This window comes from Bacillus sp. AF62, from assembly GCF_050312695.1.
Classification (GTDB): domain Bacteria; phylum Bacillota; class Bacilli; order Bacillales; family Bacillaceae_G; genus Bacillus_A; species Bacillus_A cereus.
Genome location: NZ_JBNPJZ010000096.1, coordinates 1 through 13,146 on the forward strand (window position 1 = coordinate 1; position 13,146 = coordinate 13,146).

Here is a 13,146-nt window from a genome sequence, read left to right on the forward strand (position 1 = left end):
ACAGAAGATAGAAGGTGTGCGGTATGAGTTTACTAGATAGTATAAAAATTGCCCTATCTTCTATTTTAGCTCATAAACTACGTTCAGCTCTTACGATGCTCGGTATTATTATCGGGGTAGGTTCGATTATTACTGTCGTTGCAATTGGGCAAGGCGGGGAAGCGATGCTAAAGTCGAAATTCGCAGGTTCTGGTGGTAATAACCTTATGCCAATTCAATTTAAACCAGATATTAATGATGAGTTTGCTATAGGTGGATTTGAAATGCCGAAGTTAACGGAAGAGGATATTTTGGAAGTAAAACAAGTGAAAGATGTTTCACATGTTATTACGACAAACCAGAATTCAGAGGTGCTTGATGTAAATGATAAAAAAGCAAATTTGAATGTTATTGGTCTTGATAATGAATATTTTGCGGTTAATAAAGTAAAGGTCGTAAAGGGACGTACTTTAAATGAATCAGATATTTCTCATGCAAATAACGTCGTGATGATTAGTACAAAAACAGAAGAGACGTTATTTAAGGGCGTAAATCCAGTAGGACAAATTATTGAGATGAAAGGACAACCGATGCAAATTGTCGGTGTGTATACATCTGATAATGAATTTATGGGATTTGAAATGGAAGAAGCGTTAATCCCTCTTACGTTATGGCCTGTTTTATACGGAACAGATGAAATTCAAAGTATCGCAATTCAAGCTAAAAATGTAGACGATTTAGAAGCAGCAGGGAAACAGGCTGTTGATGTATTAAATAGTCGTAAGCCAAGTGAAATTCCGGGTAAATATGAACTGGTTAATTTAAAAGAATTCCAAGAAAATGTTTCTAAAGTTACTAACATTATGACGATGATCATCGGTGGTATCGCTGGTATTTCATTAGTCGTTGGTGGTATTGGTGTTATGAACATCATGCTCGTATCTGTAACAGAGCGTACTCGTGAAATTGGTGTACGTAAAGCACTCGGAGCAACGCGTAGTAAAATTTTATTACAGTTTTTAATTGAAGCAGTTATGTTGACGCTTCTAGGTGGTTTAATCGGAATTGGTCTTGGGTATGGCGGAGCATATATCGTTTCTACATTCGCAAAATGGCCACCACTTGTTTCATGGGAAGTTGTCGTTGGAGGCGTACTGTTCTCGATGACACTCGGTATTATTTTCGGATTAATTCCAGCAAATAAAGCTGCGAAATTAGATCCAATTGAAGCATTGCGTTATGAGTAATTAAATAGTGTAGTAGAACTACACATTACCGTTCTAGTGGGCGGTTCGTAGCCTCTTGCATGAGGAAGTGAACCGCCCGTTAGAACGGGTTATATAAATAGAAGGAGGCGTTATAATGGAAGCAAATATTAATACGCAAGATGTAGTTTCAAAAAAGCCATCATTATTTGGAATGATTACTTCTCCAGGTGAGCAGTTTGAGAGAATGAAGACGAAAAGTCCGGTTTGGGGAGTATTTTTCTTATTTGTTATATTAGGAACGATTATAGCAACAGCAGTGTCTTACTTAACATTAATTAGTACTCCAGAATTGGCAAAAGAATTAAATGGTGAAGCAGGGGCAATGGTAAAAGGATTTACCCTTGGTGGAGGCGCACTTGTTGGTCTATTAGGAACACCTATAGGTCTCTTTATTGCGGCAGGTTTTTATAAAATTATTATGATGTTTATGAGCAATGATACACCGTACATGAAAATACTATCGATTTACTTATATGCTAATCTGGTTTATTATATCGGCGGATTGTTAAATGCAGGATTAGGCTTTATTTTTGATGGAAATGGCACTGATGTTTATACAAGTTTAGCTCCTTTATTTGAACAAGGGACAGTAGCACATGGAATTGCCTCTTCAATTGAAATTTTTAATATTTGGAGCCTTATTCTAACAGGACTAGGCTTACACATTGTAGCTGGTTTAAGTAAGAAACAAGCTACGATTTTAATTGTAATCTTCTTTATCCTAACAATTGCATTCGGCGTTGTAAGAGGTTTAGTAAGCGGCTTTGGTGCATAACATATTATTTTAAAAAGGTGACTCTTCAAGAGAGTCACCTTTTTTATTTTTATCCCTATTTCAAATACCACCAACAAAATTTCAAATACTACATAGTGTAATTTCAAATTCCATCGGTAGTATTTGAAATTACTCACAGTGAAATCTTTTCTTTATTTTTATATTGTGAAGGTACCGCGGAATACTAGAAAGGTATACCTTTTAGAAACGGGTACTATGTGAAGCCAGCGACTTTTAAAGAGGCAGTTGTTTTGTATGAAGGGATGATTGTGAATCAAATAAAGAAGCTAGGTATTTATCAAGATCATGAAGAGTATTATCAATGTGGTTTAATTGGTCTTTGGTATGCGTATGAAAGGTATGATGCTGAGAAAGGGAGTTTTCCCGCATATGCAGTCGTAACGGTGCGTGGTTATATATTAGAGAGATTGAAGAAAGAATCTACTGTACAAGAAAGATATGTATGTGTAGGGGAGTATGAGGATATCTTTCATTTTGAAGACGTTGAAATGAAAGTGAAGGATTTTATGAGCGTGTTAGATGAGAAGGAGAAATATATTATTTTTGAACGTTTTTTTGTAGGGAAGACGATGGGAGAAATCGCGTTAGAGATGGAAATGACATATTATCAAGTAAGATGGATGTATCGGCAAGCACTCGAGAAAATGCGAGATAGTGTAAGAGGATAAAAATAGCAAATAGAATGGAAGGTAAGGAAATACTACCTTCCATTCTATTTGTTATTAAGGTGATGAATCTTGCATGTTCATTTGGGATAATACATATCCAGCTTTCCATAATTGCTGACTTAGCTTATGGGAACTAATTTGTATCGTTACGGTAGCTCCGTTTGAAAAATGAATTTTAGCTCGTTTAGCTTTTTGGAAAAACTCTATTGTATGAACATGTTTAAAGAAAAGCCAAATACAATTTGGAGAAGCAGGAGATTCTGTTGGGAAAGCACAAATATATTCTCTATGATTGATCGGAATTGGAACGTTTTGTTTAAATTTAAATTTTGTTTTTACGGCATTACGTCTCCCTTGATAAGTAGAATGAATATTTGTTAGACAAGATTTCTGTATAAGTTGGAGAGCAGTTTGACAAGAGTAAAGATGGTTCCCGCTACTGTCGATAATTTTTGTACGGTAATAAGGGTGTTTACATGGTTCAAGCATCATTGTAGAACTAGAAATAAAAATGTTGTTTTCATTATCCATAATTCTATATCCTCCCTTATAATTTTCATTCTGAATATAATTATATATAAATTAAGTAAATTAATTGTTAATATTCTATTTCATATTGTAAATTTTGGCTATTCGTTTACAATCAATAGGTGATAGTCTTTCTAATTTGCATCGCTTGTACATATATATGAAAATAGAAAAGAGTAGGCGGTGATATAGTATGAAGAAAAAGTATATTATTATGGCTTTAGTTGTCATTCTCCTAGTATATTTAGCAAACAGCAATCCGAGTAAAGGAGAATATACAGAATGGGCAGCGAAGCAGTTTATGAAGCGTAATGATGTGAGTAAGAAGCTAGATGAAGTTCAAAAAGAGAATGAAGAGGGTCTCCTTGGCGACTTGGCATCGGCCGGTAAAAAGTTAGCGAAAAAGTATGTTGAGCCACAAGTTGGGTTATTAATTGATCATTATACGAAGCGAAATGATTATATATTCTTCTCAACATATACGACTGAGTTTGATATAGGTGAAGAACATTATAAGTACGTATGCGTCGGTTTTTCAAAGATTTTTATTCCGATTGAAATGCCGAAGAAAAAAGACGAATCTGCAAAATGATGCAGATTCGTCTTTTTCATTTTATAGAGTAATTGGAACTTCAGATACATTTTTTTCTACAAGGCGAGCTCCCTTTTTTCTTGTATTTTCATCAATGGATGAAAATACAGATGAGGCAAGGATTGTATCCATTACTTGATTTACGACTTGTGCATCGATTGGTGTGATGGGCGTATCGATAGAAAAAACGACTGTTTTTCCATCTTCTTTCGCGAAAATCAATTCTAGTACTTGCATGTGTTATTCCCTCCTTTGTATTTATCCCGCTATTTACGGGGGGTGGGTCTGACGGTTAAATTGCGGGCTAATAATCAGCGGGGATGAATAAAATCCCCACTGATCCGAGTTTTACTTTATAGTTTAGAAAGATCTGATGTACTTACAAGTTGTACAGCGTGAAGTGGTGATGCTTGTAAGGAAGCGAGAGCATGAGCTACGTTGTGTACTTGATCTAAGCTCGCATTTGTTTTAACACGTTTAAATTGTTTGCTCTTGAAAACTGTTTTGCCGTTCTTATCTAATCCGTTGTTTAAGACAAGACGTAAAGTTAAATCCATTACGATTGTTTCAATTGCCATGTGTATCACCTCCTTTCACTTTATAAATAGGATACAAATGTCATGTTTTGGCGTGAAATTTTTTCTTTTTTTTGGTACCCTTAAAAGATTAAGAGAGGAGAATTCTGGATAATGAATCGTAAATGGTTATTTTGGATTCCTGTATTACTATGGATGGGGCTGATTTTCTATTCTTCGGCACAACCATATAAAAAGCAGGATATGCGTTCAGATATTGAACAATATGTAAATGTTGAATTTGTGAAAGAGCATTTTTCATGGGTATCTATCGATTATGGTGGAGGAATCCCTGTTAGTATTGCGAATAAAGGTGTAGGCGGATTTATTGAGTTTTTCCTTCGTAAAGGTGCTCATTTTATGGTGTTCTTTATGCTAGGTTCATTGATTTATTACGCTTTTCATCGATCAGGTCATTCGAGGAAAAGATGTTTTATATATGCCCTTCTTTTCGTTGCGGGTTATGCAACATTTGATGAGATTCACCAATGGTATACGGGGGACCGTACACCAATGTGGCAAGATTCATTGCTTGATACGTGCGGCGGATTAACGGGGATTATAATAAGTAATTGGTTTTGGAATAGAAAAAAGAGCTAATCTCATTTTGAGATTAGCTCTTTTTGTTTGATGTTTATACACCAAGTAATTCTTTTAGTTCGTCTGTTGATAGTTCAGTCATCCAACTATCGCTTGTGATGACTGCGTTGTTTAGAGATTGTTTTCTTTCTAGCATTTCATCAATTTTTTCTTCTAATGTTCCTGTTGTAATGAGTTTGTGAACATGAACAAATCGTTTTTGACCGATACGATATGCGCGGTCTGTTGCTTGATTTTCTACAGCTGGATTCCACCAACGATCATAGTGAATGACATGGTTGGCAGCGGTTAAGTTTAACCCTGTTCCACCAGCTTTTAAGGATAAGATGAAAATGTCATACGTTCCGTTTTGGAACTCCTCAATCATCTTGTCACGATCTTTCTTCGGTACGCTACCGTTTAAGAAGAGGACGCGTTGGCCGAATTTTTCTTCTAGCACACGTTTTAGCATGTTCCCCATGCCGATGTATTGAGTGAAGATTAGACAACTTTCATTTTGGTCTTTTATATTTTCGATAAGCTCCATTAACGTTTTTGTTTTCATAGAGCGTTCAACGACATTTTGTGGCTCTTCTTCTTTTAAATAAAGAGCTGGATGATTACAAATTTGTTTTAACTTGTTCAGCATAAGTAATATAAAGCCGCGTCTTTCAATTCCGCTTAATCCTTCTACATTTTGTAATGTATCTTGAACAAGTTGTTCATATAAGGAAGCTTGTTCACCGGAAAGAGGGCAGTAAGCTTTTTGCTCTTGTTTATCTGGTAAATTTAATGCGACTGTTTGATCTTTCTTCGTTCGGCGCAGTAAAAATGGTGAGATAAACCGTTGAACTTGCTGGATTTTTCCTTCATCACGATCTTTTTCAATCGGTGTGACGAAGCGGCGCTGGAATTGCCCTAAGCTTCCGAGATATCCATGATTAATAAAGTCAAAAATGGACCAAAGTTCAGCGAGGCGATTTTCCATCGGTGTACCAGTTAAAGCGATTTTGTGATTTGCTTGCAAGTTTCGTACTGCTTTCGACTGTTTCGTATGTGGGTTCTTAATATTTTGTGCTTCATCCAAAATAACAGCATCCCAGCATAATGAAGTCAGTTCTTCCTCATCGAGCTGAGCCAATGCATAAGATGTTAATACAACATCTGCCGATTGAAGGAAATCTTCAAAAGAATTGCCCTTATCTCTATTACTTCCGTAATGTAATTGAACACGTAAATTCGGTGCGAAACGCTCAAATTCTTTTTGCCAATTTCCAAGAACAGATGTCGGTGCTACGATTAATGCAGGGCCTGTTTTGAGATTGTTTTCTTTTATATATAGTAAGTAAGAGATTGTTTGAATACTTTTCCCGAGTCCCATATCGTCAGCTAGCAATGCTCCAAATCCAAGCTTTCGTAAATATAATAACCATTCAATACCGTGTTGTTGATACGGACGAAGTGTTGCGTTTAGTGAAGTGGGGACATCTACTTTTGGAATATCTCCAATATGAAGCAGCTTCTGGAAGAGTTCTTCATAATATCCATCTAGTTCGATTTCGATATCAGTAAACGGGCTATTATCTTCTACAATTTCGGTTTCAGCCGTATTTGATAAATGTTGCTGCAGGACATCTTTCATCTCTAGTCCGTATTTATCGGCACGGTTCATAAGTTTTCTTACTTCTTCGATAAAGGCTGGATCTAGTCGCATCCATTGACCGTTTATATTAAATAGACGTTTGTTTTGTTCAACGAGTTCGAAAAATTCGCTTTCCGATAAATCAATGCCGTTCGTCGAAATGCGCCAGTCAAAATTAACGAGCGTATTCATACCGAAGAACGATTGTGTTTGTGCTGTATTTTGCTTCAACTGAACTCGTAATTTCGGTTTTGTTGCTTTTAAATTTTGCCACCATGATGGTAGTAAAATTGTAATGCCAGCTGCAAGTAATTCATTGCTTGCTTCTGTTAAGAAGTTCCACGCTTCGGTTTCAAAGAGCTCATTTCGGAACGTATCTCCTTCTTTTAACCACGGTATGAGCTTACTAAAACCTTCTTGTGTCTCTGTAATCCGTTCTTCGTAATCGTGCCATCTTTTCGGTAAGGAATCGATGTTTTCATATACATATATGCGATGCGCCCCGCGCTTTGGTGTCACAATTGTTTCAAGCTTCCACATTTCAAATTCTTCTTGTGGTTCTTGCAGTCTTAGTCCGATTGTAAACGGAAGATCATCTTCAATATAACCAATTTTTCGAAGCCAATCTTCTTCATGTAGTGCTGTTTCCAATTGTCTTTTCGTAAAGTCGTAATGTTCATATAGTCTTTTGGCATCTTCCCAGCCGTCATTTGAGCGATTATCTTGTAATATGCTTTCATTAACTGCTGCTGAGAAAAGAGATGCTAATGTGTCATCTTCAATTGGTGTATTTTGAACTTTCCAAGATGGTTGTTTGGACCAATGATTCATATCTGGTACGAAGCTACCACTCGTAAAGGCATCCCATAATTCATTTGCATCTTTCGTAAGGGCTGTAATAGGTCCGTTTATTTGCATATGTGCAAATGAATTCATCGGTTTGTTTGCAATGTATTCAAAAGCTTGTGCATTTGTTAGCATAACACCTTGTTTTCCTTCGAAGGTTGCTTCTTTTAGAAACGTACCGTAGAAAGAAGTGGAGTGCCATGTGAATGCATTTCGTTTCCAACTTGTTACGGATAATGGAGTACCGCTGTCATCTTCTCCCCAAAGGAACCAACCTTGACTAACATGCTGGAGCCTAATTGTTACTTCAGTTTGATTGATCATCGATTAATTTTCCTTTCCGTAATTCCTCTTGTAGTGCACGCAGACGTGAATGGAGATTGGCAATGTGAATAATGAAAGCATCCCATTCATCGGTGCGTTTTAATCGTTTATATAATGTACGTAATTTCTTTAAGTAACGAACTGCGCGTTTATATGATTTACGATTTCGTTCTTCAATCGCCTCTACAGCAGCAAGATGGTAAAGAGGAAGTGCCGCTTCTGGCGCTTCTTTTTCAATATCTTTCAGTGGCTCTTTCAACAGTTCAATTGCTTCAAATCCATATAGGAGATGAAGCTCTGCCCATGTGCGATACTGTTTTTTCGCGAGTACGTACTGTTCGTAGTTTGTGAAACTATATGGTAATAGTTCTTGTAAAATCATTTCGAAACCAGCTTGTTCATTTGTATGTGTTGCATATGTTTCATACATGATTACAAATAGCCGAACGACATCTTTTATGAAAATCGTATTTTCGTGATCTTGGATTGTTTTCTTTACTTGTTTATACGTAAAGGAAAGCCAATTTTTCGCACGATCCCACTGCATGGCACTTAATAGTTCTTCTAACCAATAGAAGTATAGACTCACAACAGAAGCAGGCTGTTTTTTTAGTAAGTCCATCGCTAGTAGATCTTCGTCATCCAAAAAGAGAAGATGGGAAGACGCTAACGCTTTGGATAGTGGATTGATTTTCGTATCGATTCGTTTTTCTTCTTCTTGTATTTTCTCTTTATTGTTTAAAAGTTCACTCCATATGTGACGATAAATGAAAAATCGCTCTTGCGTATAAGTGTCGGTAGAGAAGAATACTTCATGAACGAGACGAGCTGTTTCTTGTAAAATTATTTCAGACTCTGAAGGAATCGCTTCTGATTGTAAGTCCCGAACGATGGATTCCACTTTGTCTACAAATAGGCGAATGACATTAACAGGTTGGTGATAAGAATACGTTTTGTTTGCGTCGAATGCTTGAATTTCTTCTAATAACTTTTGAAAGCAGTAAAGTGCTGCGTGTAACCTGAATAATTCATGTATCGCAATGACACGCGGAGCTTTCCGCTCAAGTTTCGTATAGAAATCTGTAAAGATACTCATAAGAAAATACATTTGTTTATAAGTAAGCCGAGCTTGTTCTTTTTTAAATGAATCATATTCTTTTTCAAAATATGATTCCCAACTTTTATAGTCAGTTTCTTCAAAAGCTGATGATTGCAATACTTGTCTTGCAGTTCGAATAGGAGGAAGGGAAGGTTTCGTATTATTTTTAAATAAAGTTAATACATCTCCTACTTGCCCGAAACTAGACGCTGCAGATAGTAATACAGCAAGCATATGCTCACATTGTGTTGGTGCGAAGCAATCACAATAACTTTCAGCGACGTTACGAATCGGAATATGAACGCTATATACGTTGCCTTCCGCATCTACAGTTCCTGATAGTGTATAACCATCAAAGTCAACATTGTAGACAACACCACTACGATATAGGTGCCGAGCTGTAGCGACATGTTCCTGATCAGCTGTTTGCTGTGGATCTAGTCCTTGAACGAACTCATTCGCAATCATCATAATTTCATCTTTCGTAATTGAGTGTTGCAGCATAATATTCCTCCGTACACATATTTCTTTCCTTTACCATTATAAACAAAAAATGCTCAAAACAGAAAAAATGAAATTTGGATTACATAACTTGAAAATCATGGTAATATATAAAATGTTAATTTTATATATAAATATATACATATAGGAGGAGAAATGATTTGTCAGATTTACAGACGAAGTTAGGTAGTGGAATGAATAAGTTACAAGAAGGAATAGAACAAGGGAAAATGAAGTTGCAAGTTGCACAAGAAATTGCTCAATTGAAAAAGGGAATGCAAGTGCAAATGCAGAAAAAAGCAGAGGTTCTATTAGAGGTTGGACAGCAAGTGTACGTTCAATTAAGAGGAAATGGAGTAAATGAAGCGAGCTTAAAAGAAATGATTGCTCCAGTTCAAGAATTTGATGTGGCTATTTATCAGGCAAGAAAACGCATTGTTGAATTGCAAAAACAACAAGGTGAAAAAGCTACATGTGAATGTGGTGGACCTTTATCAATAAATGATAAGTTTTGTGGTTCGTGTGGAAAGCCTAACCCGATGTTAGCAGTAGAAAATGAAGGTGAAACGGTAAATTGTATTTCATGTAATGAGCATATCGATAAAAACTCTACTTACTGTCCAGTTTGTGGAATTAAGCAAAGTGGGGAGTGAATTAAATGTATTGTCGCACATGTGGAAAACAACATGGTGAAGAAGTAAATTATTGTCCAAATGAAGGTAGTATGGAGATTGCAGGAGCTATAGATGCAATAACATTAGAAAAAGATACTGCAAAATACTGCAAAGGTTGTGGCAATGAAAATGCTCAAAAAAATTTATATTGTCAAAAGTGTGGGTATTCTTTATTTGTTGCGAAGAAAAAGGAACAATCTGTAAAATTGCCTACAATGGATGGTGCTCCTAAAGTTGAATTTAAAGCAGATAAAGCCGTTTTACAAAAAGGTTTTATTGGTGGGGCTGTTGCAAGTATTCTCATGTTAATTGCTGGTTGGATTGGTAGTTTATTATTTGCTTCTATGTTAAGTGAGATGTTTAGCAAATTTGCGAAAGAATTAGAAATGTTGCCGAATTTTTATTCGAGTGCAACTTCTACGATGTTAAGTTATCATTTACTTGGTTTTACAGCTAACGACGATAGTGGATTGATATTTTCTTTATCTTGGCATACTCCATTTACATTACTATTAATCATTCCATTTATTATTTTCGCTGGTACAGGAATTTGGTTAGGGAAGCAGCATGTTGCGAAAACGATTAAAGATCAAATTTTTATGGCATCAACAGTTGGTATTATTTATGGCGTCTTTTTATTCATTATAAGTTTTATAGCATCACAATCTTTTGCAATTCCATTCTCAGAAGCAGGTAAGATTACGGTTGGCTATTCAGCGATTAAGAGTTTATTGAGTGGTTTTGTATGTGGGACATTATTTACCTTATTAGGATTTATTGCTCATACAAGCAAAAACAATATGGCAGCAGCATTTCAAGAGTTAATGCCATATGGAGCGTCTGTTTATTACGGTGTTTCAGCTATGATAAAAGGACTTTTAGTAACAGCAGTAGCGGTTTGTATTATGGCGTTAGTAAGTAAGGAAGATGGTATTGAACCATTAAAAGAAATAACAACTTTAAAATCTGAAAGTACATTATTAGCATTAGAGTTAACACCTCAATTATGGAGTATGGCTCATTTTGCGCCGTTAGAAGTATCAAGTCCAGCACTTAGTAAGGAATTTACTGGAATTAGTAAGAAATCAAAAGCATATGAGAGCACACTATCGTTTTCATTTATATCAGGCGTCTCTGTAAATGGCGTAGAGCTCAGAGAGATATTGATTTCAAAAGGAGCAAATGAGGAAAGCCTTGCAGAATTTGATAAAGTGAATAACGTATTCCATTATGGTTTATTACTGCTTATTATTCCATTGTTCTTTATGTTTAGAGCGGGAAGAAAGTTAGCTAAATTACCGACTGCCAATATATATATTACATTAGCGGTATGCAGTGGTTCTTACACAATTATGATGATTGTAATGAATATGATTTCTAAGTTCCAAATTAATGTTTCAGGAACTGTAACAGGTTTATTTGGAACAAGTGGAACGGTATTATCTATGCAAAATTCATTTATATATTTAACTTTATTTAGCTTGATTGTGACATATGTAGCAGCATTTGCTGGAATGAAATTAGCTAAAAAATAGGAGGAGAGCACGTTGAAGTTTTGTGGAACATGTAAAAAGAACGTTGCAGACCATTTGAACTTTTGTCCTGAGTGTGGGAGTAAAGTAGAAGTAATCGTTGATAACACTGCTGCTTCATATACAGAATTACAAAGCGAGACAAAACCAGTGAAAAGTAAGAAAAATGTATTTTTAATCATTGGTTTAGCTATTATTGTTATTTTATTATTTGGGGCATATAAATTTGGAGCATATAAGTTTTCAAAAGAAAAGCAAGTAAATGTAATGATTGAAGCATTCCAAAAGAAAGATATTAAAGCAATTGATGAGTTTGTGAAAGCAAATGATTCAAGCTTAAAGATTAAGACAGAGGATATTAAAGCGTACATGCGTTATTTAAAAGAGAATCCTTCTTACAACAAACAATTGTTATCTTATTTACAAAAAGAGACAGTAGATCAAAAGTTAACAAAAGATAAACCTGCATTTAAAGATGGGGAAATAGTAGAAGAGGGAAAAGAGTGGTTCTTATATCCAAAGTATAAGTTCAGCATGAAATCTTATTATATGAGCGTAAGTACAACTGCAAAGAATGCAGAAATATATGTGAATGACAAAAAAGAAACAGAGCTTTCTAGTGATAAAAATTCGAAAGAGTTGGGGCCATACTTCCCAGGTACATATGTTGTAAAGGCAACGGCGAAGACAGAACTTACTGAATTAGAAACAGAGAAAGAAGTAGATTTAGCGGATGAGCAGAGCGAGAAAGTGAAAATTGATTTATCGCTTGAAGGCAAGTATGTAAGCATTTCTTCTGATGAAAGTGATGCAACTGTATTTGTGAACGGGAAAAAACGTGGAAAATTAAATTATGGAAGTTATAAGCTTGGCCCTGTATCCACAGATGAAACAGTAGAAGTACATTTAGAGAAAACTACTGATTTTGGTGTGATGAAATCTGAAAGTGTTAAAATTGGAGACCAAAGCACGTATTACTTAAAATTCCCGAAAGAAACATCAAATTCAGCAGTGGGCGACTTTGTAAAAAATCATATTTATGATAATGTACGTGCAATTTCATTAAATGATTTTAGTTTAATTGAAAATAATTATGATAAGAGCGGGAAATCGTATAAGGAAGACCGTAATTATATACAGTATTTACACAAAAAAGGAATTACAGAAGATTTATTAACGATGGAAGTTCGTAATGTAGAGCGTCAAAGTGATACGAAATATAAAGTAACGACATATGAAGAGTACCATATTCGTTACGGTGATGGATCTGTGAAGTTCAAAAGTTTTAATAACGAACATATTGTAACTGTGAATGGAAATGGAAAGATGTTGTATCATTCTCTTGGTGCAAATAATACGTTGAAATCAGAAGATGTATCTGGTCCAACTCGTTAATATGAGAGAGGCTGTTCAATATTTGAACAGCCTCTTTTTTGTAGCTAAATCGATATTTCGTGTAACCGTTGATATATCGTAAGTTATGATAGATATAATTGAAAAATCGTTGATATATTTTTCTTAAACTTTGTTCATGAAGGGAAAA

Annotated in this window: 13 protein-coding genes; 8 read left to right on the forward strand and 5 right to left on the reverse strand. The window is 35.5% G+C overall.

Annotated elements, in window-relative coordinates; translation table 11 throughout:
• The first annotated feature begins 23 nt into the window (after positions 1 to 23).
• From ACQRBL_RS25645 to ACQRBL_RS25655, 3 genes are all read left to right on the forward strand, one after another.
• The gene (locus ACQRBL_RS25645; protein ID WP_000054363.1) at positions 24 to 1,226 is read left to right on the forward strand and encodes an ABC transporter permease; all 1,203 of its coding nucleotides are present in this window, start codon (positions 24 to 26) and stop codon (positions 1,224 to 1,226) included.
• 115 nt (positions 1,227 to 1,341) lie between these two features.
• Positions 1,342 to 2,022, forward strand: coding sequence for a Yip1 family protein (locus ACQRBL_RS25650; RefSeq protein WP_000387934.1), 681 nt, complete (start codon positions 1,342 to 1,344; stop codon positions 2,020 to 2,022).
• 218 nt (positions 2,023 to 2,240) lie between these two features.
• Positions 2,241 to 2,711, forward strand: a complete 471-nt coding sequence (locus ACQRBL_RS25655) for a sigma-70 family RNA polymerase sigma factor (protein ID WP_043315568.1) — start codon at positions 2,241 to 2,243, stop codon at positions 2,709 to 2,711.
• 54 nt (positions 2,712 to 2,765) lie between these two features.
• Here ACQRBL_RS25655 and ACQRBL_RS25660 read toward each other — a convergent pair whose 3' ends face one another.
• On the reverse strand, positions 2,766 to 3,242 hold the full coding sequence (locus ACQRBL_RS25660; RefSeq protein ID WP_000368314.1) for a competence protein ComK: 477 nt from the start codon (positions 3,240 to 3,242) through the stop codon (positions 2,766 to 2,768).
• Positions 3,243 to 3,432: 190 nt separating this feature from the next.
• On the opposite strand from ACQRBL_RS25660, the gene ACQRBL_RS25665 reads away from it, so the two are divergent.
• Complete coding sequence (locus tag ACQRBL_RS25665) at positions 3,433 to 3,831, forward strand: DUF4359 domain-containing protein (RefSeq protein WP_000731400.1); 399 nt, start codon at positions 3,433 to 3,435, stop codon at positions 3,829 to 3,831.
• Positions 3,832 to 3,852: 21 nt separating this feature from the next.
• Here the strand turns inward: ACQRBL_RS25665 and ACQRBL_RS25670 are convergent, their stop codons facing one another.
• Positions 3,853 to 4,068, reverse strand: coding sequence for a DUF2922 domain-containing protein (locus tag ACQRBL_RS25670; RefSeq protein WP_001197593.1), 216 nt, complete (start codon positions 4,066 to 4,068; stop codon positions 3,853 to 3,855).
• Positions 4,069 to 4,184: 116 nt separating this feature from the next.
• Positions 4,185 to 4,409: a DUF1659 domain-containing protein gene (locus ACQRBL_RS25675; RefSeq protein ID WP_000963861.1), complete on the reverse strand. Its 225-nt coding sequence runs from the start codon at positions 4,407 to 4,409 to the stop codon at positions 4,185 to 4,187.
• A 111-nt stretch (positions 4,410 to 4,520) separates the two neighbouring features.
• Between ACQRBL_RS25675 and ACQRBL_RS25680 the strand changes: the two genes are divergently transcribed.
• Positions 4,521 to 5,006, forward strand: a complete 486-nt coding sequence (locus ACQRBL_RS25680; RefSeq protein WP_097988037.1) for a VanZ family protein — start codon at positions 4,521 to 4,523, stop codon at positions 5,004 to 5,006.
• Between the two features lie 34 nt (positions 5,007 to 5,040).
• On the opposite strand, the gene ACQRBL_RS25685 is transcribed toward ACQRBL_RS25680, so the two are convergent.
• A complete protein-coding gene (locus tag ACQRBL_RS25685; protein ID WP_098256635.1) occupies positions 5,041 to 7,797 on the reverse strand; it encodes a DEAD/DEAH box helicase in 2,757 nt (918 codons plus the stop codon).
• A complete protein-coding gene (locus ACQRBL_RS25690) occupies positions 7,781 to 9,400 on the reverse strand; it encodes an SWIM zinc finger family protein (RefSeq protein WP_097988039.1) in 1,620 nt (539 codons plus the stop codon). The genes ACQRBL_RS25685 and ACQRBL_RS25690 overlap by 17 nt, the downstream gene beginning before the upstream one ends.
• A gap of 158 nt (positions 9,401 to 9,558) precedes the next feature.
• On the opposite strand from ACQRBL_RS25690, the gene ACQRBL_RS25695 reads away from it, so the two are divergent.
• Genes ACQRBL_RS25695 through ACQRBL_RS25705 form a run of 3 tightly spaced genes read left to right on the forward strand, consistent with a single transcriptional unit; the run spans position 9,559 to position 12,998 of the window.
• Complete coding sequence (locus tag ACQRBL_RS25695) at positions 9,559 to 10,050, forward strand: zinc ribbon domain-containing protein (protein WP_001281749.1); 492 nt, start codon at positions 9,559 to 9,561, stop codon at positions 10,048 to 10,050.
• A 5-nt stretch (positions 10,051 to 10,055) separates the two neighbouring features.
• Complete coding sequence (locus ACQRBL_RS25700) at positions 10,056 to 11,606, forward strand: zinc ribbon domain-containing protein (protein ID WP_411995831.1); 1,551 nt, start codon at positions 10,056 to 10,058, stop codon at positions 11,604 to 11,606.
• Positions 11,607 to 11,618: 12 nt separating this feature from the next.
• Positions 11,619 to 12,998 carry a zinc ribbon domain-containing protein gene (locus ACQRBL_RS25705; RefSeq protein ID WP_411995830.1) on the forward strand — a complete coding sequence of 460 codons (1,380 nt, stop codon included), beginning with the start codon at positions 11,619 to 11,621 and terminating at the stop codon, positions 12,996 to 12,998.
• Positions 12,999 to 13,146: the final 148 nt, after the last annotated feature.

Bases quoted from the DNA above. Each gene is read 5' to 3' on its own strand.
- ACQRBL_RS25645 (WP_000054363.1), top strand. From the start codon at position 24: ATGAGTTTACTAGATAGTATAAAAATTGCCCTATCTTCTATTTTAGCT.
- ACQRBL_RS25650 (WP_000387934.1), top strand. From the start codon at position 1,342: ATGGAAGCAAATATTAATACGCAAGATGTAGTTTCAAAAAAGCCATCA.
- ACQRBL_RS25660 (WP_000368314.1), bottom strand. From the start codon at position 3,242: ATGGATAATGAAAACAACATTTTTATTTCTAGTTCTACAATGATGCTT.
- ACQRBL_RS25665 (WP_000731400.1), top strand. From the start codon at position 3,433: ATGAAGAAAAAGTATATTATTATGGCTTTAGTTGTCATTCTCCTAGTA.
- ACQRBL_RS25670 (WP_001197593.1), bottom strand. From the start codon at position 4,068: ATGCAAGTACTAGAATTGATTTTCGCGAAAGAAGATGGAAAAACAGTC.
- ACQRBL_RS25675 (WP_000963861.1), bottom strand. From the start codon at position 4,409: ATGGCAATTGAAACAATCGTAATGGATTTAACTTTACGTCTTGTCTTA.
- ACQRBL_RS25680 (WP_097988037.1), top strand. From the start codon at position 4,521: ATGAATCGTAAATGGTTATTTTGGATTCCTGTATTACTATGGATGGGG.
- ACQRBL_RS25685 (WP_098256635.1), bottom strand. From the start codon at position 7,797: ATGATCAATCAAACTGAAGTAACAATTAGGCTCCAGCATGTTAGTCAA.
- ACQRBL_RS25690 (WP_097988039.1), bottom strand. From the start codon at position 9,400: ATGCTGCAACACTCAATTACGAAAGATGAAATTATGATGATTGCGAAT.
- ACQRBL_RS25700 (WP_411995831.1), top strand. From the start codon at position 10,056: ATGTATTGTCGCACATGTGGAAAACAACATGGTGAAGAAGTAAATTAT.